This window comes from Rhodococcus sp. 5G237 (assembly GCF_053764735.1).
On sequence record NZ_JBSNCD010000003.1, the window covers coordinates 504141 to 525908 of the forward strand.

General features: G+C 69.6%; 15 protein-coding genes. 7 read left to right on the top strand and 8 right to left on the bottom strand.

What is annotated here, in order from left to right:
- The 4 genes from ACWPOC_RS08940 to ACWPOC_RS08955 are packed head-to-tail and all read right to left on the bottom strand — an operon-like array spanning position 1 to position 4819.
- On the bottom strand, positions 1 to 1395 hold the full coding sequence (locus ACWPOC_RS08940) for a xylulokinase (protein ID WP_455408426.1): 1395 nt from the start codon (positions 1393 to 1395) through the stop codon (positions 1 to 3).
- A complete protein-coding gene (locus ACWPOC_RS08945; RefSeq protein ID WP_455408427.1) occupies positions 1392 to 2324 on the bottom strand; it encodes a carbohydrate kinase family protein in 933 nt (310 codons plus the stop codon). The genes ACWPOC_RS08940 and ACWPOC_RS08945 overlap by 4 nt, the downstream gene beginning before the upstream one ends.
- The gene (locus ACWPOC_RS08950; RefSeq protein WP_455408428.1) at positions 2321 to 3793 is read right to left on the bottom strand and encodes a mannitol dehydrogenase family protein; all 1473 of its coding nucleotides are present in this window, start codon (positions 3791 to 3793) and stop codon (positions 2321 to 2323) included. Before ACWPOC_RS08950 ends, ACWPOC_RS08945 begins: the two co-directional genes overlap by 4 nt.
- A 6-nt stretch (positions 3794 to 3799) precedes the next feature.
- Positions 3800 to 4819, bottom strand: a complete 1020-nt coding sequence (locus ACWPOC_RS08955) for an NAD(P)-dependent alcohol dehydrogenase (protein WP_455408478.1) — start codon at positions 4817 to 4819, stop codon at positions 3800 to 3802.
- 129 nt (positions 4820 to 4948) lie between these two features.
- On the opposite strand from ACWPOC_RS08955, the gene ACWPOC_RS08960 reads away from it, so the two are divergent.
- From ACWPOC_RS08960 to ACWPOC_RS08990, 7 genes are read left to right on the top strand one after another with little or no spacing between them, the layout of a single operon-like run.
- On the top strand, positions 4949 to 6010 hold the full coding sequence (locus tag ACWPOC_RS08960; RefSeq protein WP_455408429.1) for a sugar-binding transcriptional regulator: 1062 nt from the start codon (positions 4949 to 4951) through the stop codon (positions 6008 to 6010).
- Positions 6011 to 6021: 11 nt separating this feature from the next.
- Positions 6022 to 7377, top strand: coding sequence for an ABC transporter substrate-binding protein (locus tag ACWPOC_RS08965; protein WP_455408430.1), 1356 nt, complete (start codon positions 6022 to 6024; stop codon positions 7375 to 7377).
- Entirely contained in the window at positions 7374 to 8339 is a 966-nt protein-coding gene (locus ACWPOC_RS08970) for a carbohydrate ABC transporter permease (protein ID WP_229582413.1), read from the top strand. Before ACWPOC_RS08965 ends, ACWPOC_RS08970 begins: the two co-directional genes overlap by 4 nt.
- Positions 8336 to 9226 carry a carbohydrate ABC transporter permease gene (locus ACWPOC_RS08975; RefSeq protein WP_006550641.1) on the top strand — a complete coding sequence of 297 codons (891 nt, stop codon included), beginning with the start codon at positions 8336 to 8338 and terminating at the stop codon, positions 9224 to 9226. Before ACWPOC_RS08970 ends, ACWPOC_RS08975 begins: the two co-directional genes overlap by 4 nt.
- A gap of 33 nt (positions 9227 to 9259) precedes the next feature.
- The gene (locus ACWPOC_RS08980) at positions 9260 to 10339 is read left to right on the top strand and encodes an ABC transporter ATP-binding protein (protein ID WP_120281808.1); all 1080 of its coding nucleotides are present in this window, start codon (positions 9260 to 9262) and stop codon (positions 10337 to 10339) included.
- A gap of 46 nt (positions 10340 to 10385) precedes the next feature.
- Positions 10386 to 10940: a sugar O-acetyltransferase gene (locus ACWPOC_RS08985; RefSeq protein ID WP_120284041.1), complete on the top strand. Its 555-nt coding sequence runs from the start codon at positions 10386 to 10388 to the stop codon at positions 10938 to 10940.
- Between the two features lie 52 nt (positions 10941 to 10992).
- Positions 10993 to 11577 carry a hypothetical protein gene (locus tag ACWPOC_RS08990; protein WP_225623738.1) on the top strand — a complete coding sequence of 195 codons (585 nt, stop codon included), beginning with the start codon at positions 10993 to 10995 and terminating at the stop codon, positions 11575 to 11577.
- Positions 11578 to 11599: 22 nt separating this feature from the next.
- Here ACWPOC_RS08990 and ACWPOC_RS08995 read toward each other — a convergent pair whose 3' ends face one another.
- The 4 genes from ACWPOC_RS08995 to recC all read right to left on the bottom strand — a co-directional run bounded on the left by ACWPOC_RS08995 (position 11600) and on the right by recC (position 21686).
- Positions 11600 to 13027, bottom strand: a complete 1428-nt coding sequence (locus ACWPOC_RS08995; RefSeq protein WP_120281807.1) for a lipase maturation factor family protein — start codon at positions 13025 to 13027, stop codon at positions 11600 to 11602.
- Positions 13028 to 13162: 135 nt separating this feature from the next.
- On the bottom strand, positions 13163 to 15040 hold the full coding sequence (gene recD, locus ACWPOC_RS09000) for an exodeoxyribonuclease V subunit alpha (RefSeq protein ID WP_183070662.1): 1878 nt from the start codon (positions 15038 to 15040) through the stop codon (positions 13163 to 13165).
- 8 nt (positions 15041 to 15048) lie between these two features.
- Positions 15049 to 18378 carry a UvrD-helicase domain-containing protein gene (locus tag ACWPOC_RS09005; protein WP_455408431.1) on the bottom strand — a complete coding sequence of 1110 codons (3330 nt, stop codon included), beginning with the start codon at positions 18376 to 18378 and terminating at the stop codon, positions 15049 to 15051.
- Between the two features lie 14 nt (positions 18379 to 18392).
- Positions 18393 to 21686 (bottom strand): exodeoxyribonuclease V subunit gamma, encoded by a 3294-nt coding sequence (gene recC, locus ACWPOC_RS09010; protein WP_455408432.1) that lies wholly within the window; start codon positions 21684 to 21686, stop codon positions 18393 to 18395.
- Positions 21687 to 21768 lie beyond the last annotated feature (82 nt).

Genomic DNA, 21768 nt, shown 5'->3' on the forward strand with positions numbered 1-21768 from the left:
TCAGCGGTCGGTCAGGTCCCGCACCTCCGCGTAACGCTCCCGCACGTGCGGGGCCGGGTCGGCCTCGTAGTGGCGGCTCGGTTCGGGTTCCCAGGTGGGAGGCTCGTCGCCTCCGCGCAGCACCCACGCCGCCTGCCGGGCCGCGCCCCGCGCCACGTACTCCCCTGGTTCGGGAACGTCGACGGGCATGCCCAGCACCGCCGGCGCCAGCTCGCACACCGCCTGCGAGCGCGCTCCACCGCCGACGAGCAGCACCCGTCGGACCTCGGTGCCCTGCGCCCGGATGTGGTCGATGCCGTCGGCCAGCGAGCACAGCAGGCCCTCGAACGCCGCGCGGGCGAGATGGGCGGGCGTCGCCGTTCCGAGCCGCAGCCCGTGCAGGGCGCCCGTCGCGCCGGGACGGTTCGGGGTGCGTTCCCCTTCCAGATACGGGACCAGCACGAGTCCGCCGCTGCCGGCCGGCGCCGAGAGTGCGAGCCGCGTGAGTTCGGTGTGGTCGACGCCGAGCATCGTCGCGGTGGCGTCCAGTACCCGGGCCCCGTTGAGCGTGCACACCAGCGGCAGGTGCCGGCCGGTCGCGTCGGCGAATCCCGCGACGTAACCGTTCGCGTCGCGGGGCGGTGTCGTGGATACGGCGCACACCACGCCCGACGTGCCGATCGAGACGACCACATCGCCTTCGCGGACGTCGAGGGCCAGCGCGCTCGCCGCATTGTCGCCGGCCCCCGGACCGAGCAGGGCGCCGGCGACCGTCTCACCGATGCTCTCGGCCGGCCCGGCGACCCGCGGAAGGATCGGGCTCGGCCGGCGCAGGGCCAGTTCGAGCAGGTCCCGACGGTAGATGTCCGTGGATGCGTCGAAGTAGCCGGTGCCGCTCGCGTCGCTGCGATCGGTGGCGAGCCGGTCGAGGTCGCGGTCGGTGCGCATCGTCCACGTCAGCCAGTCGTGCGGCAGGCACAGCGCCGCGGTGCGGTCGGCGTTGCCGGGTTCGTGGTCGGCGAGCCAGCGGGCCTTCGCGACGGTGATCGCGGCGAGCGGGACCACCCCCACGGCCTCGGCCCACGCGGCCGAGCCACCGGCCTCGTCGACGAGATCGGCTGCTGCCGCTGCGGATCTCGTGTCGTTCCACAGCAGCGCGTCGCGGACCACGTCGCCGCGGTCGTCGAGGCACACCATGCCGTGCTGCTGCGCTCCCACCGAGATCGCCGCGACGTCGTCGAGTCCGCCCGCTTCGGAACATGCCCGATCGAAGGCGGCGCGCCACTCCAGCGGGTCCACCGCGGTGCCGGGCGGATGCGGAGCACGACCTTCGCGCACGACGGTTCCGGTGTCGGCGTCGCACACGACGACCTTGCACGACTGGGTAGACGAGTCGATCCCGGCGACGAGCGTCATCGTGCCGCCTCCCGGGCCGCGGTACGGTCGGCCAGCGTGGGCAGGTCGGCGCCGGCGCGCGCGACGGTCAGACCGGACGTCCACGCTGCGGTGTCGAGCACGTCGCGCAGGTCGTCGATCCCGATGCCGCGCAGCCGTTCCCGATTATCGGCGCCGAGGAGTCCGCAGGTCCACAATCCGTCGAGCAGACCGGTGGTGAAGGCGTCGCCTGCCCCGACGGTGTCGACAACCTCGACCCGCACGGCGGGCACCTCGACGGTTCCGGCCGCACACAGCGCCGCCGCACCGCGTTCTCCGCGGGTCACCGCGACGATCGCCGGCCCTCGCGAGAGCCAGTCCCATGCGGTGTCGAGGGGATCGCGGTCGGGCGCGAACCACGTCAGGTCCTCGTCGCTGGCCTTGACGACATCGGCGAGCGAGACGAGGCGTTCGATCCGTTCCCGCCCACGCGCCGGGTCGTCGATCAGTGCCGGGCGGACGTTCGGGTCGAAGCTCACCGTGGACGTTCCCGCCTGCTGCGCGACGAGTTCGGCGACGAGTTCACAACCGGGTTCGAGCACCGTCGCGATGGATCCGGTGTGCACGAGCACGGCGTCCACCGACGGTGGTGGTTCGACCGGATCCCAGACGATATCGAATTCGTACTTCGCGGAACCCTTCTCGTCGATCTCCGCCTGCGCGGTCGCTGTGCGCTCGGCTGCAGCGCTGCCCGGCGTCAACGACACACCGGAGGCCGCGAGATGGTCGACGATCCGCCGTCCGCGGGCGTCGGTGCCGACGCGTGTCGTGAACTGCACGGGCCGGTCGAGCCGCCCCAGACCCAGCGCGACGTTGAGCGGGCTCCCGCCCACATGCTCGACGGGTTCGGCACCGCCGCGGTGGACGATGTCGACGAGGGCTTCTCCGACGACGAGCGCGTGGCCGTTCATTCCGGCTCTCCCGGAAGTTCCTTCAGGGTGGCGCGGGCGCCGTCGTTGTGCAGGGCGTTGAGCGCCCAGGTGTAGGCGTCGACGAAGCGGTGGTTCTGCGCGAGATCACCGAAGACCTCGGTGTTCTCGATGAAAGCAGTGGGATGCGTGAGTTGTCGTCGCGCGATCGGGACGAGCGTGTCGGCGAGCCGGTCGACCACCTCGATCGGTTGCCCCTGCTCGTCGACGCCTTCGGCGTAGCGCGCCCACGAGGCGACGATCGCCGCGGACGACTGCACGTGACCACCGGTGGCCAGGTTCTCCCGGATCACCGGCACCAGCCACTTCGGGATGCGATCGGACGACTCGGCGCACAAGCGGGCGATCGTGTCCCGGATCTCGGGGTTCGCGAACCTCTCGATGAGGGTGGTCTTGTACTCGTCGAGATCGATGCCCGGCACCGGTTTCAGGGTCGGCGTCGCTTCGGTGTCCATGTAGGCACGGACGAATCCGGCGAGGAGCGGATCCTGTGCGGCCTCGTGGACGAGCCGGTATCCCATGAGATACGCGAAATAGCAGAGCCCCTGGTGACCCGCGTTGAGCAGACGCAACTTCATCAGCTCGTAGGGAGCGACGTCGTCGACGATCTGCACTCCCGCATCCTCGAAGGGCGGGCGCCCGTCGGCGAAGGCCTCCTCGAGGACCCAGGAGGTGAAGGGCTCGGCGGCGACCGGCCAGCGGTCCTGCACGTCGAAGCGTTCGAGCAACGCCGAGACCACCTCGTCGGTGGTCACCGGGGTGATCCGGTCGACCATCGAGTTCGGGAAGCGGACGTGCTCGGAGATCCACTCCGCGAGATCCGGGTTCAGAAGGCGCGCGTATTCGGTGAAGACGCGGCGCGCGACGCTTCCGTTGCCCTCGATGTTGTCGCACGACATCACCGTCGGGGCGCGCAGTCCCCGCTCCCGACGCCGGGCGAGAGCCTCGGTGACGAGACCGAAGACGGTGGCCGGGGGTTCACCGGACCGCAGATCGTGTTGCACGGCCGGATCGTCGACGTCGAACTCGCCGGTGTCGTGACGGATGTTGTAACCACCCTCGGTGACGGTCAGCGAGATGATCCGGGTGGTCGGGGCCGCGAGCAACTCGATGACCGCCTCGGGATCGTCGGGGGCGTAACGATAGTCGACGATCGAGCCGATCACCCGCGGCTCCCACGTGCCGTCGGGGTAGGTGAGCACCAGTGTGTACAGGTGGTCCTGCGCGGCGAGTGCCTCCTGCATGCGGCGATCACCGGGGAGCACCCCGACTCCGCAGATACCCCATTCCTTCGCCTTCCCCTGTGCGAGGAGCCGGTCGACGTACATCGCCTGGTGCGCGCGGTGGAATCCGCCCACACCGAAGTGCACGATGCCGACGGAGACGTCGTCGCGCCGGTAGCTCGGGACGGGCACGCCCAGCTCGGGGAGCGTCTGCTCGTTCACGTGCATGGATCTTCAGTCCTTTCCCGCCGGATCGGTCACGTCCACGACGGCCTTGATGTTTCCGGGTGTGCGATCGGATTCGAGCGCGTCGGCGGTCTTGTCGAGGGGGAACCGGGCGGTGACCATCGAGTCGAGATCGACCCGGCCCGATTCGACGAGTGCGAGCGCGGTCGGCCACGTGTTCGCGTAGCGGAACACGCCGGTCAGGATCAGTTCGCGGTTCTGGACGAGCTGCACCGGCAGGGTCATCGTCTCGGCGCCGGATCCGACGAGGACGACAGTGCCGCCGGGACGGACCGCGCGGATACCCGAATCGACGGCGACGGGGGCGCCGGACGCGTCGATGTAGGCGTCGACGCGCAGGGCCGACGGGTCGTCGACGCGGGGGTCGAGCGCAGCGTTCGCCCCGAACGACAGTGCGGTCTCGCGTCGTCGTTCGTCGAGGTCGGTGACGACGACCTCGACCGCACCGAAGGCGCGCGCGACCTGGGCGACGACGATGCCGACGGGACCGGCGCCGGTGACGAGGACACGGGAGCCTGCGGTGACGCGGGCCTTGCGAACGGCCGCGATACCGACCGACAGCGGCTCACACAGGGCGGCGGCGTCGTCAGACACGGTGTCCGGAACGGGATGCGCGAAGGCCGACCCGATGGTGACGTACTCGCACAGCGCGCCGTCGACGGGCGGCGTGGCGTAGAAGCGCATGTGCGGGCACAGGTTGTAGTCGCCGCGGCGCGTCTCCTCGGTGAGCGGGTCGGGACGCTGCGGCTCGATCGAGACCCGCTCGCCGATCCGGCTCTGCGGAACACCGTCCCCGACCGCGACCACGACTCCGGACGCCTCGTGGCCGAGCACGATCGGATCGGTCACGACGAACTCGCCGATCCGCCCTTCGCGGTAGTAGTGCGCGTCCGAGCCGCACACTCCCACGGTGGTCACCCGGACGAGGATGTCGCCGGGCTCAGGTGCAGGTAGAGGCCGTTCCTGCATCTCGATGCGGCCCGGTTCGAGAAGCACGGCGGCACGCATCGTGTCCGGGAGCGTCGGGCGAACTGTTGTGTGGGTCACACTCCGATGCTAACGTACTGAGCAGATGCACGCACCCCTGAGCAGATGCTCACGGAGCGCGACGAAGACTGCTCGCACCAAGGAGAGCTCGTGACCGCCCCCGGCCCCACCAACATCCCGGACACGGAGAGCCCGGTATCCACCGAGGATCTCCGTCTCGCCGTGCGGGCCGCGACGCTCTACTACCTCGACGGCCTCACGCAGGCGGAGGTGGCGCAGCGCCTCGGCGTCTCCCGCCCCACCGCCGGCCGGCTCGTCGCACGCGCTCGCGCTCAGGGTCTGGTGCGCATCGAGGTCAGCGTGCCGCCCACCTGGCGCGACGACCTGCACGCCGAGACCGAACGGGCACTCGAGGAGCGTTACGGACTCGTCGAGGCCGTGGTTGTCGGGCGCCGGGTCGACGACGCGGGTCCGATCGAGGACTCCGCGAGCTTCGCCGCCCTCGGGCGCGCCGCCGCCGGTCTGCTCACCCGCCGTCTCCGCCCCTCCGACACCCTCGGATTCACGTGGGGCCCCGAGACCGTCGCCGTGGCGCAAGCCCTCCCGGCGGGTGTCGCCAGTTGCGCCACGATCGTCCAGCTCGACGGATCCATCTCCACGAGCACCTACCAGACCGGCACCGAGTTCGTCCTCGGCCGCTGCGCCGAACAGCTTCGGGCGCAACCGCTCCGGCTTCCCACACCGCTGTACGCCGATCCGTCCACGGTCGCGTCGATGCGCGCCGACTCGTTGATCTCCCGCACGCTCGAGGTCGGGCGCCGCGCGGAGGTGATGATCTTCGGCGTGGGCGCCGTGTCGACCTCGACCACCCTGTTCGAGGGCAGCTTCCTCGACACCACGATGCTCCACGAACTCGACGGCCTCGGTGCGGTCGGTGAGATCGGCGGCCGGTTCTTCCGCGCCGACGGCACCGCCGTGCACGGCGAACTCGAAACCCGCACCATGTCGGTCCCCCTCGACGACGTCCGCAACTGCCCCGCCACGATTCTCGTCACCGGCGGACAGTCCAAGCACCGCGCTGTACTCGGTGCTCTCCGCGGCGGTCTCGCGAACATGCTCGTCTGCGACATCGCGTGCGCCCAGTACCTGCTCGACCATCCCGACCACGCCCTCGAGAACGGCACCCCGAAGGACGAGGCACCACCGAAATGAGGTAGACCATCGTGCCTACAGCAAGAAGATCCATCCGCGCGGCCGCGGCAGGAGCCGTGGCCCTGAGCGTCGCACTGACCGGTTGTGCCGGTGCAGGATCGATCGGTACGTCCGGCCGCACCGTCACCATCGCGATGGTGTCGAACTCCCAGATGCAGGACGCCCAGCAACTCGCGTCGCAGTTCGAGGCCGAGAACCCGGAGATCGACCTGAAGTTCGTCACCCTCTCCGAGAACCAGGCCCGCGCCAAGATCACCGCGTCCACGGCGATGGGCGGTGGCGAATTCGACGTCGTGATGATCAGCAACTACGAGACTCCCCAGTGGGCGGAGTACGGCTGGCTCACGAACCTGTCACCGTACATCGAGCAGACCGACGGCTACGACGCCGACGACATCATTCCCTCGCTGCGCGAAGCACTCTCGTACGAGGGCGACATGTACTCGGTGCCCTTCTACGGCGAATCGTCGTTCCTGATGTACCGCAAGGACCTGTTCGAACAGGCCGGTATCACGCTGTCCGATCCGCCGACCTGGACCGAGGTCGCCGAGGCCGCAGCGCAACTCGACGGCCCCGACATCAACGGCATCTGCCTGCGCGGCAAGCCCGGCTGGGGTGAGCTGCTCGCACCGCTCGACACCGTCATCAACACCTTCGGTGGACGGTGGTTCGACGAGAACTGGAATGCGCAGCTGAACAGCCCCGAGGTGCGCGAGGCGGTGCAGTTCTACGTCGACCTCGTCCGCGAGTACGGTCAGCCCGGCGCCGCGACGAGCGGATTCAGCGAGTGCGCAACGCAACTCGCGCAGGGTCGGGTCGCCATGTGGTACGACTCCACCTCCGCCGTCTCGACCCTCGAGGATCCCGCGTCGAGCAACGTCGTCGGCAAGATCGGCTACGCGGCCGCCCCCGTCCAGGAGAAGGATCCCTCGGGCTGGCTCTACACGTGGTCGCTCGGTATCCCCGCGAGCAGTGAGCACACCGAGGACGCCTGGAAGTTCATCTCGTGGATGACCGACCAGCAGTACCTGCGCACCGTCGGTGAGCAGCTCGGCTGGGAACGGGTGCCGCCGGGCAGCCGACTGTCGACCTACGAGATCCCCGAATACGCCGAGGCCGCCGCGGCCTACGGTCCGATCACCCTCGAATCCATCGAAGGAGCCGACCAGCAGAACCCCACGGTCGACCCCGTCCCGTACACGGGCATCCAGTTCGTGGCCATCCCCGAGTTCCAGGATCTCGGCACCCGGGTCAGCCAGCAGATCAGCGCCGCCATCGCCGGACGGCAGAGCGTCGAGGAAGCCCTCGACCAGGCACAGAAGTACGCCGAGGCCGTCGGCGCGACCTACCGGGAGAAGGACCAATGACCGCACCTGCAGCGCAGCGTCCCGCACCGGACGCCGACGAGCGCATCCGCGCCGTACGGGAAGCGAAGGAGGAGCAGATCTCGCGGGCCGAGGGATGGCGCCGCCGCGGACCTCTGCTCCCGGCCCTGATCTTCACGATCGTGGTCACGCAGGTCCCGTTCGTGTTCACGCTCTACTACTCGACCCAGTCCTGGAACCTCGTCAGCCCCGGCTCCCGCCGGTTCGTCGGGCTCCAGAACTACGTCGACGTCTTCCAGGACAGCCAGTTCTGGCAGGTCGCCCTGAACACGGTGATCCTCATCGTCGGCACGGTCCTGATCTCCGTGATACTCGGACTGCTCCTCGCGCTCCTGCTCGACCGGGCATTCCTCGGACGCGGTATCGCACGGACCCTGCTCATCACGCCGTTCCTCGTCACCCCGGTCGCCAGTGCACTGATCTGGAAGACGTCGATGTTCGATCCCGTCTTCGGCATCGTCAACTTCGTCCTCTCCCCGTTCGGGGTCGAGCAGGTCGACTGGGTGAGCCGGTTCCCGCTCCCGGCCGTGATGGTCGCGCTGGTGTGGCAGTGGACGCCGTTCATGATGCTGCTCATCCTCGCCGGCCTGCAGTCGATGCCCCGCGACATCCTCGAGGCCGGCCGCGTCGACGGCGCCGGAGCCTTCGCACTGTTCCGCGAACTGACGCTGCCGCACCTGCGCCGGTTCATCGAACTCGGCACCGTTCTCGGCGCGATCTACCTGGTGAACACGTTCGACGCGATCTACATGATGACCCAGGGCGGACCCGGCACGGCCAGCTCCAACCTGCCGTTCTACATCTACCAGCGCGCGTTCCTCGGCTTCGACATCGGCCAGGCCGCGGCAATGGGTGTCGTGGTCGTCATCGGCACGATCGTCATCGCCACCTTCGCACTGCGCCTGATCTTCACATCGTTCACCGGCAAGGAGGAAGCGGCATGAGCACCACGGCCACGCAGCCGCAGGCTTCGGACACCACGGCACCCACCGGCCGTGTCATGCGCACGGCCCGGAAACGCAAGAACCGCAAGTTCAATCCCTGGGGCGTGGTCGCGTGGATCGCCGCCATCGGATTCTTCTTCCCGGTCTTCTGGATGGTGCTCACCGCCTTCAAGCAGGAGGCCGACGCCTACTCCGACCCACCGAAGTTCTTCTTCACCCCCACCCTCGACCAGTTCCGGGCAGTGTTCGAGACCGGAGTGGGCACGGCCCTGCTCAACTCGGCCTTCGCCACGATCGTCTCGACGGTGCTGGTCCTGCTGCTCGGCGTGCCGGCGGCCTTCGCGCTGTCGCTGCGGCCGGTGAAGAAGACCAAGGACGTCCTGTTCTTCTTCATCAGCACGAAGATGCTGCCCATCGTCGCCGCGATCATCCCGCTGTACGTGATCGTCGCGAACGTCGGCCTGCTCGACAACATCTGGGCCCTGATCATCCTCTACACGGCGATGAACCTGCCCATCGCGGTGTGGATGATGCGATCGTTCTTCCTCGAGGTCCCGGGCGAACTGCTCGAGGCGGCGAGCATGGACGGCGCGAGCCTGTGGACGGCGGTACGCGAGTTGATCCTGCCGCTCGTCTCCCCCGGCATCGCCGCGACCGCCCTGATCTGTGTGATCTTCTCGTGGAACGAGTTCTTCTTCGCCGTCAACCTGACCGCCGTCCAGGCGCAGACGATTCCCGTCTTCCTCGTCGGTTTCATCACCGGTGAGGGCCTGTACTGGGCCCGGCTCTCCGCCGCCGCGACGATGGCGGCGCTGCCCGTCGTGCTCGCGGGCTGGCTCGCCCAGAACAAGCTCGTGCGCGGCCTGTCGTTCGGCGCCATCAAGTAGACCCGATTCCCCTTACCAGCAAGGACTTCCATCATGGCCGACATCACCTACCGCAACGCCTCGTGCATCTACGAGAACTCCGACACCTTCGCGGTCGATTCGCTGAACCTCGACATCGAGGACGGCGAGTTCGTGGTCCTCGTCGGACCGTCCGGATCCGGCAAGAGCACCGCGCTGCGCATGCTCGCCGGGCTCGAGGACATCGACGAGGGATCGATCTCCATCGGCGGCAAGGACATGACCGGTGTTCCGTCGAAGGACCGCGACATCGCGATGGTCTTCCAGAACTACGCGCTGTACCCGAACAAGACGGTCGCCGAGAACATGGGCTTCGCCCTCAAGATGCGCGGCGTGAGCGCCGAGGAGCGTCGCCGCAAGGTCGAGGAGGCGGCGAAGATCCTGGACCTGACCCAGTTCCTCGACCGCAAGCCGGCCAAGCTGTCGGGTGGTCAGCGCCAGCGCGTGGCGATGGGACGCGCGATCGTGCGTGAGCCGCAGGTGTTCTGCATGGACGAGCCGTTGTCGAACCTCGATGCGAAGCTGCGCGTGCAGACCCGCACCGAGATCGCGGCGCTGCAACGCCGTCTCGGCACCACCACCGTCTACGTCACCCACGACCAGGTCGAGGCGATGACGATGGGCGATCGCGTCGCCGTCCTGAAGAACGGTGTACTGCAGCAGTTCTCCAGCCCCACCGAACTCTACGACCGCCCCGCCAACGCGTTCGTCGCCGGTTTCATCGGCTCACCGTCGATGAACCTGCTCCGCGCGAAGGTCGTCGACGACGGAGTGGTCGTGGGCAGCACCGTCATCCCCGTCGAACGCGACCGCATCGCGCGACTGCACTCCGCAGGCATCGAGGAGGTCACCGCCGGGATCCGGCCGGAGGACTTCGAGATCGCCGACGAGGGCGTCGAAGCCGTCGTCGAACTCGTCGAGGAACTCGGCAGCGAGTCGTACCTGTACACGCGGGTGCCCGGCACCGGCGATCAGGTGGTCGCGCGGGCCTTGGTCCGCACCCCCGCACGCCTCGCCGACACCGTGCACCTGCGCAAGCGCGAAGGTACGGTGCACCTGTTCCACGTCGACACCGGAGAGCGAGTGGGCGACTGACCCGGCGACGGGAGGATCCGCAGTGGGCGAGACGGAAGGATCCTCGGTGGGCGAGCAGAAGGAGCGGATGCTGGCCGGCGAACTCTACATCGCCGACGATCCCGAACTCGCCGCCGACGCGCTCCGGGCAGCGCTGCTGACCGAGAAGTACAACGCGTCGAGCGCAGCGGATCCGGATGTGCGTCGCGCGCTACTCGAGGAGTTGTTCGACTCGATCGGTGACGACGTGGAGATCCGGCCGCCACTGCAGGTGGACTACGGGTACCGGATCACCGTGGGGAACGGAACATTCGTCAACTTCGGCGCCATCATGCTCGACGTCGCGCCGATCACGATCGGCTCGGACGTGCAGATCGGCCCGAACGTACAACTCCTCACCCCCACTCATCCGCTCGATCCCGATCTCCGCCGCGCGAAGTGGGAATCGGCGCAACCGATCACGATCGGCGACAACGTGTGGCTCGGCGGTGGCGCCATCGTCGGACCGGGCGTCACGATCGGCGAGAACACCGTCGTGGGAGCCGGTGCGGTGGTCACACGCGACCTGCCGCCGAACGTCGTGGCGACGGGCGTACCCGCGCGGGTGACGCGCCGGCTCTGAGTCGACCGGAGTGGAACTTGCGTCGATCCCGGCGCTCGCTATGCTGCCCCGCATGATCAGTCGCCGCGCACGCCTCGTCAGCTTCGTCGTCGTCGCGTGTGCGGCACTCGTCGCGGCAGGGTGTTCGCGGAGCGTGGAGGGTGAGGCCACCGCATCCGAAGCACCCACCGAGGCGGCGAGTACCACCGCCACCTCGTCGGCGCCGACCACGACCACGACCACCTCGGCCGCACCGACGCCGGTCGACCCCGACGATTACGCCGCGACCAGCGAGGGCGTGTACTACTTCGCGTCGCCGGGCGGGCAGTTCGGATGCGCCATCCTCGTCCACACCGCTCCCCTGACGGGCTGCCAGGGCACGATGCCGGCGAGTGCACCCCGGGTCCCCGGCAGCGGCGCGCCCGACGTGCTGGTGCCCGCGAACGCCCTGATGCTCGAAGGCGACGGCCCCGGAGAGTGGGTGAGTATCGGCGACATCGCATTCACGGATTTCGGAGGTGCCCCGAAGACGCTGCCCCACGGCAGCACTCTCACCGTCGATCCGTTCACGTGCACCGTCGACGAGAAGACGGGAATCACGTGCGAGACGGACACCCACGGATTCACCGTGTCGGAGACCGGTGGCGAGGTGTGGTGACAGCGGTGATCAAGGAGGGTGGTCAGGGCAGGTCGTCGCGCGCCATCGGCATCATGAAATCGCCGATCTCGTCCCGCATCCACCACTGGCCCGTCGCGCGTCGTTCGGCGTGCGTGGCGAAGCGGTAGCGGAACAGGCGGGCACGCACCAGACGGGGCGGTTCGTCCGGGAACGGGTTGTGCCGGAGCAGTTTCACGGTGGCCGGATCGTTCTCCAGCAGTTTTCCCGCGAACCGCGGGAACCACCCCGCGGCGTAGTCGCGGGAGATCCCCGCGAACCACATCAACCAGTCCAGACGCAGGTGGTACGGCGCGTACTGACGCGGCCTGCGATACACGTCGCCCGGTTTGCCCTTGAACTCGTACTCGCGCCACTCCGTCGCCGGTGTCACGACCGCATCGGACGTGCCCTCGACGATCACTTCTCGTCGGGTACGTGTGACGGTGCCGAACGCGCCGTAGGTGTTCACGAAGTGCCACTTGTTGAACGAGGCGTTCATCGCCTGCCGATGCGACATCATGTTCGCCACCGGCCAGTAGCTGAGCACCGCGACCAGCACGGCCAGCGCCAGCACGGCGACGGTGAACGCGATGGGTGTCGGACCGTAGGTCGTGGTGGAGTCGATCAGCAGCCCGTAGAAACTGTCGGGCACCACCGAGAGCGCGATGACGATGGTGATCCAGTTCAGCCACGCGAAGTTGCCGCTCGTCACCAGCCACAACTGTGTGACGATCATGATCAGTGCGGCGATCCCGGCGACCGGCTGCGGCAGGAACAATCCGAACGGCACCACGAGCTGGGTGAAATGGTTACCCGCCACCTCCACCTTGTGCAGTGGCCGCGGGATCAGGTGGAAGTACCGGCTGAGCGGGCCGGGCATCGGCTGGGTCTCATGGTGGTAGTAGAGGCACGTCAGGTCGCGCCAGCACCGGTCGCCGCGCATCTTGATCAGTCCGGCACCGAACTCGAGCCGGAACAGCAACCAGCGCAGCAGGATCAGCACGAGCAGCGGCGGCGCGGTATCGGCGTTGCCCAGGAAGATCGCGAGCACGCCGGCCTCGAGCAGCAGCGACTCCCAGCCGAACGAGTACCAGACCTGCCCGACGTTGACGATCGACAGGTACAGCAACCACATCACGAACCACACGAGCATGCAGACCACGAGCGGCAACTGCTCGGTGACACCGAGCACCGTCACCACCGACAGCACGAGACCCACCGCGGCGACCGCGGTGAACAGACCGTCGGAGTATCTCCAGTGGAACAGGCTCGGCGACTGCCGGAACGACGTGAGGGCCAGGAACCGCGGGGCGGGAAGGATGCCGCGTTCGCCGATCAGCGCCCGGAACTGCAACAGGGCCGCGAGGAAGGCCACGGCATACAGCACCGCGAGTCCACGGGTGACCAGCAACCGCCCGATCGTGTACCCGTCCGCGTCCAACCAGTCCATCGCTCGGCTCGTTCGTCGTCTGTCGTGCGCGCCGATTCGAGCATGCCACGTCCCGTTCGCCGGCGGAGACGGTCTCGCGACGATAGAACAACCGGACTCGTCCTCATCCGGTCGAGCCCGGAGGTCGACGACCGGCTACACGCGGATCTCCCGCCGGAGCCCGCTCGCTCGGAGCACCTGCCGTGCCACGCCGGCGCGTACCGCGTCCTCGGTCCCGATGATCCGCACGTGCGACCGCGCACGCGTGATCGCGGTGTACAGCAGTTCGCGGGTGAGCAGCGCCGATCCTGAGTCGGGCAGCACCACCGAGACGGTTCCGTACTGACTGCCCTGGCTGCGGTGGATCGTCATCGCGTAGACGGTGCTCACCGCGGGCAGCTGGCTCGGGCGCAGTTCGAAGGGCGTCTCGCCGCGCGCGAACGCCGCGACGAGTTCGTCGCCGCGCCGCACGACCACGCCGGTGTCGCCGTTGTAGATCTGCATGTCGTGGTCGTTCGCGGTGACGAGCAGCGGCCGGCCGGGATACCAACTTTCGGGGTCGAGGCGCTGCCCCGCGGCCTCCCCGATCCATTCGGCGGCCTGCCTCGCCCACCACTGCACACCGGCCGGGCCGTCGCGGTGCGCGCACAGCAACCGATGTTCCTCGAAGCGCTTGAGCGCCGTCTCGACGTCTCCCGTCTCGGCGGCCTTGGTGACCTCGGCGGCGGAGCGGACGATGTCGTCGCGCAGGGCGTCGAGGTCGGACGGGGCCACGAACGAGACTTCCGGGTCGCCCCTGCGCAGGATGTCGAGCACCTCGTCGCCGTTCCCCTTGCGGACGGCCACCGCCAGATCGGCGATCGCGCCACCGAAGCGGCGGCCGCGGCTCAGGCGCACGACACCGCCACCGAGCCGGGCCCGTTGGGCCGGAGTGAAGGCCGCCTCGGCCGGGTCGTCGGCGGCCACCAGATCGCGGGTGACGACCCGTTCGAAGACCGGATCGAGGGTGCCGCTGACGGGACGCCCCACCAGATCGGCGAGCACCGCACCGGCGTCGACGGAGGCGAGCTGGTCGGGGTCGCCCACGAGGACGAGCCGGGTGTCGGGCCGCACCGCCTCGAGCAGGCGGCACATCATCGTCAGCGACACCATCGACGTCTCGTCGACGACGATCACGTCGTACGGCAGGTGGTTGCCCGCGTGGTAGCGGAAGCGGGTGCGGCCGCGCTGCCAGCCGAGCATCCGGTGCACGGTCATGGCGGTGAGATTCGGCGGCAGACCCAGCTCGGTCTCCTGCTCGCGCACCGACTCCTGCAGGCGCGCGGCGGCCTTGCCGGTGGGAGCGGCCAGGCCGATGCGCAGCTCGTGCCCGTGCAGGCGGGTGAGCAGCGCGAGGATCCGCGCGACGGTGTGGGTCTTGCCGGTGCCCGGCCCGCCCGCGATCACCGTGGTCGGTCGGGTGGCGGCGAGCGCCGCCGCGACGCGCTGACGGTCGGGTGCCGGCGCGGGCCGGGACGGATCGTCGGGATGGTGGAACAGTTCGTCGAGCGTCGCCGCGATGCGCTCCTCGTCGAGGTCGGGGAAGGTCGCCGTGCGTTCGGCGAGTACCCGGCGGATCGTCTGCTCCTGCCGGAAGTACCGGTCGAGATACAGCAGCGGACCTTCCGCGGTGTCGACGAGGCGCAACGGACGCAGAGGTCCGCGGTCGCCGCCGACCACGAGGGGACTGCGACGCAGCGCCGCGAGCACGTCCTCGTCGCGCGGCCACGGCAGGCTCGCGGGGTCGACGACGGGCTGGCCGTCCGCGTCCTCCTCGACGGTGACCTCGCGGAAACGCGTGAGGTCGAGGCACACCGACCCGGATCGCACGGCACGTACGGCCAGCGCGGTGGCGAGATGAACGTGCGGGTCGTCCTCGCCGCCGAGTGCCGCGAGTCGCAGGGCGACGTGCACGTCGGCGGCAGAGAGTGCGCCCACCTCGTTGAACTGCCGCAGAGCGCCCTTGCCGCGCTGGGCGATCCGAACGTCGGTCATGGACTCGATCACGAGATCACGGCCTTTCCGGCGAGGAGGTCGGACAGGTCGGTGACGAGAGCGGCCGGCGGATGCCAGTCGAACACACCGCTGCCGGGTGGGCTGTCCGGTCCGGCCATGCCGCGGACGAACAGGTACTGCACGCCACCGAGGTGGACGTGCGGGTCGTAGTCGCGCATCCGCCACCGCAGATAACGGTGCAGGGCAACAGAATAGAGCAGCGCCTGCATCGGATAGTGGGCGCGGAGCATCTCCGCCGCCATCGACTCGCGGGTGTAGTGGGCGGTGGTCAGTTCGTCGACGGGCGCGAGCCGGTTGGTCTTGTAGTCGACGACGACGAATCGCGGACCCTCGGTGCGCAGCACGGCGTCGATACTGCCGTTCAGATAACCCCGCAGCGGCACGGGTTCGAGGGTGCGCACCAGATCGGCGTAGGCCGCCATCGGATCGTCGGCGGGCAGGTGCCGGCGCAGCAACCCGCCGACCGCGTCGAGGGTGACGGTGACGGGCACCGGACTGTCGCCTCCGGTGAGCGGCAACTCGAAGTCGAGTTCGGAGAGCCGGTCGGAGGGAGCGAAGTCGGCGAGGGCCCGGCCGAGCGGCCCGAGCGGGGTGCGCATCACCGGGAGCAACGCCGCCGCGAGCTGGGCGGGGTCGATCGGCGACATCTGGCGGCGCACCGTCTCGCGGCAGCAGTCGAGCAGTTCGGCCTCGAGATCGGGGGCGGAGGTGTCGACGACCTCGAGGACGGCGTGCACCAGCGTGCCGAAGATCGTGCCGCCGGGCAGTCCGTTCATCGGTGACGGAATGCCTTCGCGCGCCGGTTCCGTTGCGCTCAGCGGAGGCTCGGCCGGCTCGTCGGTCGTCACCGGTGCCTCCACCTCACCGCTCACCACGGGCGCATCGTGCACCGAGGCGGTGAGCGCCGAATAGGAGGTCCTGCGCCAGTTCTCGTCGACGACCCGATCGAAGCGGGCTGCGGCGAGAGGTCCGGTCTCCACGCGGGGGCGGGTCCAGCGTCGCACCGGAATCGGATGCGACCCCACCGCTTCGGCGGCGATGACCCCGTCGGCGCGCGCGGCCCACCGGTCGAATTCCTCGGCCATGGCCTCGTCGTGACCGATCCGGCCTTCCGCCGCGATCTCGGCCGAACCGGCATCGCGGGCGAACAGCAACCGGTGCAGCGGCGACCGCGAGGTGGGGGTGGACGGCGCCCACCAGAGGGTGAGCGCACACTGCGCGCGCGTCACCGCCACGTACAGCAGGCGCAGTTCCTCCCCCGCCTCCTCGAGTTCGTGCTGACGCCGCCGCGCGACGTAACCGGGACCGCTCTTGCCACCCACATCGAGGATGCGCCGGCCGTTCTCGTGCAGCAGCAGCTTGTCGGGCTCGGGGTTTTTCGCGGCATCCCACCCGTACGGGACGTGGACGACGGGGAACTCGAGCCCCTTGCTGCCGTGCACGGTGAGGATCTGGACCGCCGCGGCGTCGCTGTCGAGGCGCCGAATCCGGTCGGCCCCACCGCGGTCGGGGTCGTTGATGCGGTCCTCGAGCCAGCGGGTGAGTGCGGCCGGCCCCAGCGACTGTGCCGAGGCGACGTCCTCGAGCAGCTGGGCGACGTGCCGGATGTCGGTGAGTGTGCGTTCCCCGGACGGCTCGTCGAGGAGGCGGGCCTCGACCGAACCGAAGGACGCGAGTCGTTCGAAGACGGCGGCGAAGCCGGTGCGGGCGTAGACGTCGTTCAGTTCGCGGAGCAGTCCGCCGACCTCCACGACCAGCGCTTCGCCCTCCGAATCGATGTCGGTCATCGTGCGGCCGAGCAGCGGGGTGAGCGCGGCGAGCCGGACGCGATCGGCGCGATGGGGCTGCTCGAGCGCGTAGAGCACCCACAGCCAGTGCTGCGCGGACGGGGTGGCGAACACACTCGTGCCCCCGGCGACCACGCACGGCACGTTCGCCTTCGTCAGCGCGTCGTGGACGAGTGTCACCTGCTTGTGTTTGCGCACGAGGACCGCGATGTGCCCGGGCTGCACGCGCTCGGGACCGGAACCGAGGTCGAGGGTGACGTTCTCGTCGTCGAGCAGGCGCACGATGTCGGCCGCCACGTCGCGGGCGACCCGCCCGCGCAGGCCGTCGAGGTTCTGCGGGAAACCCCAGTCGTTGAGCGGACCGGCACCGGCACGGGGCAGGTGACGCACCCGCAGGGGCGCGATGCCCGAGAGCCGGGAATCGGCGGCTGCCGCCTTCACCGGGTTCACCACGATGCGGGGATCACCGAGGGCCGCACCGAGATGGACGTGTTCGAGCGCCCGGACGAGATCGCCGTCGCTGCGCCAGTTGGTGGTCAGCTCGCAGTACGTGTCGGATTCGGAGACGGCGTCGAGATAGCTGAGCACCTCCGCGCCGCGGAAGGCGTAGATGGCCTGTTTCGGGTCGCCGACGAGCACGAGCGTGCTGTGCCCGTGGAACGCCCGGCGCAGGATCTCCCACTGCTTGGGGTCGGTGTCCTGGAACTCGTCGACGAGGACGACGGAGAAGCGCGCACGCATCCGCCGGCAGGCGGCGTCGCCGTGCTCCGGATCGCCGAGCACGGCGTGCAGCAGGGACAACTGGTCGTCGAAGTCGCGCAGGCCGAGGCGGCGCTTGCGTCGTTCGACCTCTTCGCGGACCGCACGTGCGAACTCCACACGCTCGCCGGCCGCGGTGCCGTCGGCGTCATTCGGTGCGAGTTCGGCCTGCGGGTCGAAGATCGCCTCCTTCGCGGCGACGGCCGCCTCGGCGTAGGTGATGGGGGTCTGTCCCCTGCCGTAGCGCCGCAGGTAGAGATCGTCGACGACCTCCACCCGCAGGTCGTCGACGTCCTCGACGACCGTGACGTCGGGTTCGCGTTCACCGGCGATCCCGAGTTCGTCGAGCATGCGGCGGCAGAAGCCGTGCGTGGTCGAGATGGTGCCGGAGTCGAAGTCGGACAACGCCTGTCGCAGGCGGGACCGCCGCGCGTCGACGTCCTCGCTCGCGAGATGACGGACGAGCATGTCGGTGCTCGTCCGCGCACTGTCCGGATCGGCGAGGGCGGTGGCGACCTGCGCGAACCGGTTGCGGGTGCGCTCGCGTAGTTCCTGCGTCGCGGCCCGGCTGAAGGTGACGAGCAGCAGGTCGGACAGGCGGGCGTGCCCTTCGGCGACGAACCGGGTGGCGAGCCCGACGATCGCGTACGTCTTCCCTGTCCCCGCGCTGGCCTCGAGAACGGTGGTGCCGCTCGGGAGCGGACCGAGCAGATCGAAGCCTGCGGGCGGACCGCCTACGGCGCGCGGATCGGTGATGGCGGTATCGGGCACGCTGCGTCCTTCTCTCACGGGCGTCCCTGGTTCTCGGAGGCGAGCAGGGGTTCCCACAGCCGTCGGGCGAGCACACCGAAACGGGTGGGGTCGTCGAACCAGCCGGCCTCGACGCCGTCCGGTGCGTCGGCGGTGAGCTGCCCGAGCGTCACGTCGGGCCCGTACAGGTACTGCACGTGACGGTCCTTGCCGTCGCCGAACGCGCTACCGAACGCCTTCCCGGCGGCCGACAGTGCCATCTCCACGGAATCACCGCGGTGGCGGCGATCGGCGTACTCGGCCGACGCACCCGTCACGAGCGGCAGCGGCCGGCACAGTCCACGATCGCGCAGATCGACGAGTGCGGCGAGCAGCGCGACGGGATCGGCGGGAGCCAGCAGGGTCGAGCGCCACGCCGGATACGAGCGCGAACGGCTGCGTCCCGTGGTCACCGCACGCCACTGCCCGGGATGACCCGAGGCCACGACGGCGAGCAACCGGATCCATGCCTCCAGCCGGTGTTTCGGGGACAGCTTGGAATACGTGCTGCGGGCCAGCACCTCGCCGTGTACACCTCCGACGGTGCCGGTGAGCCGACGACCGTCGCCGAGATCGACGCGGATGTCGACGGTGCGGGCCTGCCCGGTGTGCACACCGGCGCAGGCGTGCACGAGGCGTTCGACGTTGTCGCTCACCGCGTCGAGGGTCCTTCGGCCGAGCGCGAACGGCGGGAGCGTGCCGCGACGCCACTCCGCGTCCTGGAAGGCACCCGCGGACATGCCCGCCAATCGCGCTTCGAGCATGCGGTCGCCCAGTTGCCACTGGGCGAGACCGTCGAGTTCGACGTCGAGTGCGTCGGCGATGCCCTCGTCGGTGTCGGGGATGCGCAGACCGAGTCGCTGCCGGAGGAATCCCTGCGTCGGATGTGTCAGGAAGGAAACGAGCTCGTCGAGATCGACATCGGTGCGTGCGGGGGTCGGAAAGTCGTCGACGAGGAGCGCACCCGACTGGTCGCGCGCCACCGAACCTCCTTGTCCGGCACGGGCTCCTGCGAGTGCGGTGACACCGAACCCGAACGGGTCGTCGGCCCGGAAGTTGCGCGGGTCGAAGGGCTGCAGGGGATGTCGCCGCACGATGCGCTCGTCGTCGACGTCGACGCCCGTCATCGTCGCCACCACGTCGCGCACCTCGGTGAGCGGAATCGCCGGTGGGCGCAGTGCTCCGGTGACGGCGTCGGCGCCGGTATGGAACAACAGCACACGCTCCTCCGCGGCCATCAGTGCGTCGAGGAGCAGCTGACGGTCCTCGCTGCGCGGATCGCGCTCTCCCACACAGGGATTCTGGGTCAGGACGTCGTCGCCGTCGATGTGGGCCGTGCGGGGGAAGACGTCGTCGTCGAGACCGAGGAGCACCACCACGCGATGGGGCACCGAGCGCATCGGCACCATCGTGCACACGGTCAGTTCGCCGGTTCGGAAGTTCGAGCGCGACGGACGCCCGGCGAGCCGGGAGGAGAGCATGGACCGGACGTCGCTCAGGGACAATTGCGTGTCGCCGGCGTGCTCGACGGCGTCGCCGATCTCGCGCCGCGCGCGGGTGAGCTGCCATGCGTCGGCGGTGGGAACGTCGGTGAGCAGGTCGATGCCGTAACCGAGTTCGTCCGACCACCGCGCCGCCGGGTGCGGGCCGCGCAGCCGGAGCAGCACCACCGTCAGCCGGTCGATGAACTCGGCGAACCGCCCGGCGAGGTCGATGTCGTTGCTGTCGACGTCGTCGAGGGGCAGCGACAGCGACAGCCACTCCCCGTCCGCGCCGTCGGCGGCGACACCGAGCAGGATGCGGTCGAGTGCCGCACCGAAGGTGTTCTGCATGAAGTCGCCGAGACCGAAGCTCTTGCGCTGCCACGGGCCGAGACCCCAGCGGGCACCGGTCTCGGTGGTCCACTCCTGCAGGCGTTCGAGTTCGTCGTCGTCGAATCCGAACTTGCGGCGCACCGGGGCGGAGGCGGCGAGATCGAGGACCTCGCTGGCGGTGACCCGGCCGTCGGCGAGCGCGAGCAGTTCGGACACCACCGCGAGGATCGGATCGGTGCGGCGCAGGCCGCGATCGGCGAGACGGACCCGCAGCGTGTGGCCGGGATGCTCGCCGACCCCGGCACCGAAGGCGGCGTGGACGAGCGGCGCGTACGTCTCGACGTCGGGGCACATGACGATGACGTCGCGTGGCTCGAGAGTGGGGTCGTCGCGGAACAGATGCAGCAGGCACTCGCGGAGCACCTCGACCTGCCGGGTGGGTCCGTGGCAGGCGTGGATCATCACGGTGCCGTCGGGCTCGGCCGATCCGGGTTCGGGGGCGCGATCGTCGCGGAGATCGGCCTGCAACCGGCCGAGGAGCGTCGCCGGCGGCCGGGGTGAGGGGTGCGGAACGTCGGTGCAGTCGAGGCCGGAGAGCCGGCTCTGGAGTTCGCGCACGTCGCGGCCGAGCGCGGCGAGCAACGGGTGCTGCACCCCGAGAGCGCTGTGGTCGTCGGCGCGACGCATCGACGCCGGGCGCCGGGTCAGTCCGTCCCACATCACCGGGCTCGGATGCGGAAGCCAGATGTGCACGTCGCGGTGGTGCCCGAGCGCGGACAGCACCTCGACGAGGACGGTGTCGAGGCGGGTGGGACCGAAGATCGAGAGTCGTTCGGGCAGGTCGACGACGTCGGGGTCGTCCCGCAGCCGGCCGCACAGTTCGTCGAGTCGCTGCGACGGGCTGTCGACCCCGATGCGGGCGCGCAGGCGTCGCCACAGCTCGGCCTGCCATCGCAGATGGTCGTCGAGGGGCGCACCCGTGCCGTCGGTGTCGTGCCCTTCCGCCCACTGGGCGATCATCCCGGGGCGCTGGAGTCCGTAACTGCGGAGCAGGCCGGCGAGATGCGCTGCGGTGGCGTACCGGCGCCCTGCCCGGTGGTCGTCGGCGCCGTGACCGAGGTGCCGCGCGAGGGTGGCGCACCACGGTTCGCCGACGCACTCGTCGATCACCCCGAGCAGCGACCACAACATGCGGGAGGGATGCCACGGATCGTCGTCGGCGGTGATGCCGGAGGCTGCGGCGAGCGCTTCGTCGACGAGGCGCGACGGGGACGGGAAGTCGATGTTGGCGGCCACCCCGTCGCCGGCGGACGAACCGAGCCGGCCCGACAACCGCTGGGTAAGCCATCTTTCGACACCGCGCGCGGGCACCGCGACGACCTCCCGCGCGAACGGATCGTCGAGGGGTTTCGCGAGCACCTCGGCCAGCGCATCCGCCAGGATGCCGGTGCGCTCGGCACGGTGCAGTATCAGCACGCGTCGCTCTCCCTCGTCGTCGCTCGTTCCCGTCCGGTACGGCTTATCACACCGCCCGGACAGGCGACTGCGTCGCAGGTCG

Bases quoted from the DNA above. Each gene is read 5' to 3' on its own strand.
- ACWPOC_RS08990 (WP_225623738.1), top strand. From the start codon at position 10,993: ATGATCAGTCGCCGCGCACGCCTCGTCAGCTTCGTCGTCGTCGCGTGT.
- ACWPOC_RS08975 (WP_006550641.1), top strand. From the start codon at position 8,336: ATGAGCACCACGGCCACGCAGCCGCAGGCTTCGGACACCACGGCACCC.
- recD (WP_183070662.1), bottom strand. From the start codon at position 15,040: ATGACCGACGTTCGGATCGCCCAGCGCGGCAAGGGCGCTCTGCGGCAG.
- ACWPOC_RS08955 (WP_455408478.1), bottom strand. From the start codon at position 4,819: ATGCGTGCCGCCGTGCTTCTCGAACCGGGCCGCATCGAGATGCAGGAA.
- ACWPOC_RS08945 (WP_455408427.1), bottom strand. From the start codon at position 2,324: ATGAACGGCCACGCGCTCGTCGTCGGAGAAGCCCTCGTCGACATCGTC.
- ACWPOC_RS08950 (WP_455408428.1), bottom strand. From the start codon at position 3,793: ATGCACGTGAACGAGCAGACGCTCCCCGAGCTGGGCGTGCCCGTCCCG.
- ACWPOC_RS08940 (WP_455408426.1), bottom strand. From the start codon at position 1,395: ATGACGCTCGTCGCCGGGATCGACTCGTCTACCCAGTCGTGCAAGGTC.
- ACWPOC_RS08980 (WP_120281808.1), top strand. From the start codon at position 9,260: ATGGCCGACATCACCTACCGCAACGCCTCGTGCATCTACGAGAACTCC.
- ACWPOC_RS08970 (WP_229582413.1), top strand. From the start codon at position 7,374: ATGACCGCACCTGCAGCGCAGCGTCCCGCACCGGACGCCGACGAGCGC.
- ACWPOC_RS08995 (WP_120281807.1), bottom strand. From the start codon at position 13,027: ATGGACTGGTTGGACGCGGACGGGTACACGATCGGGCGGTTGCTGGTC.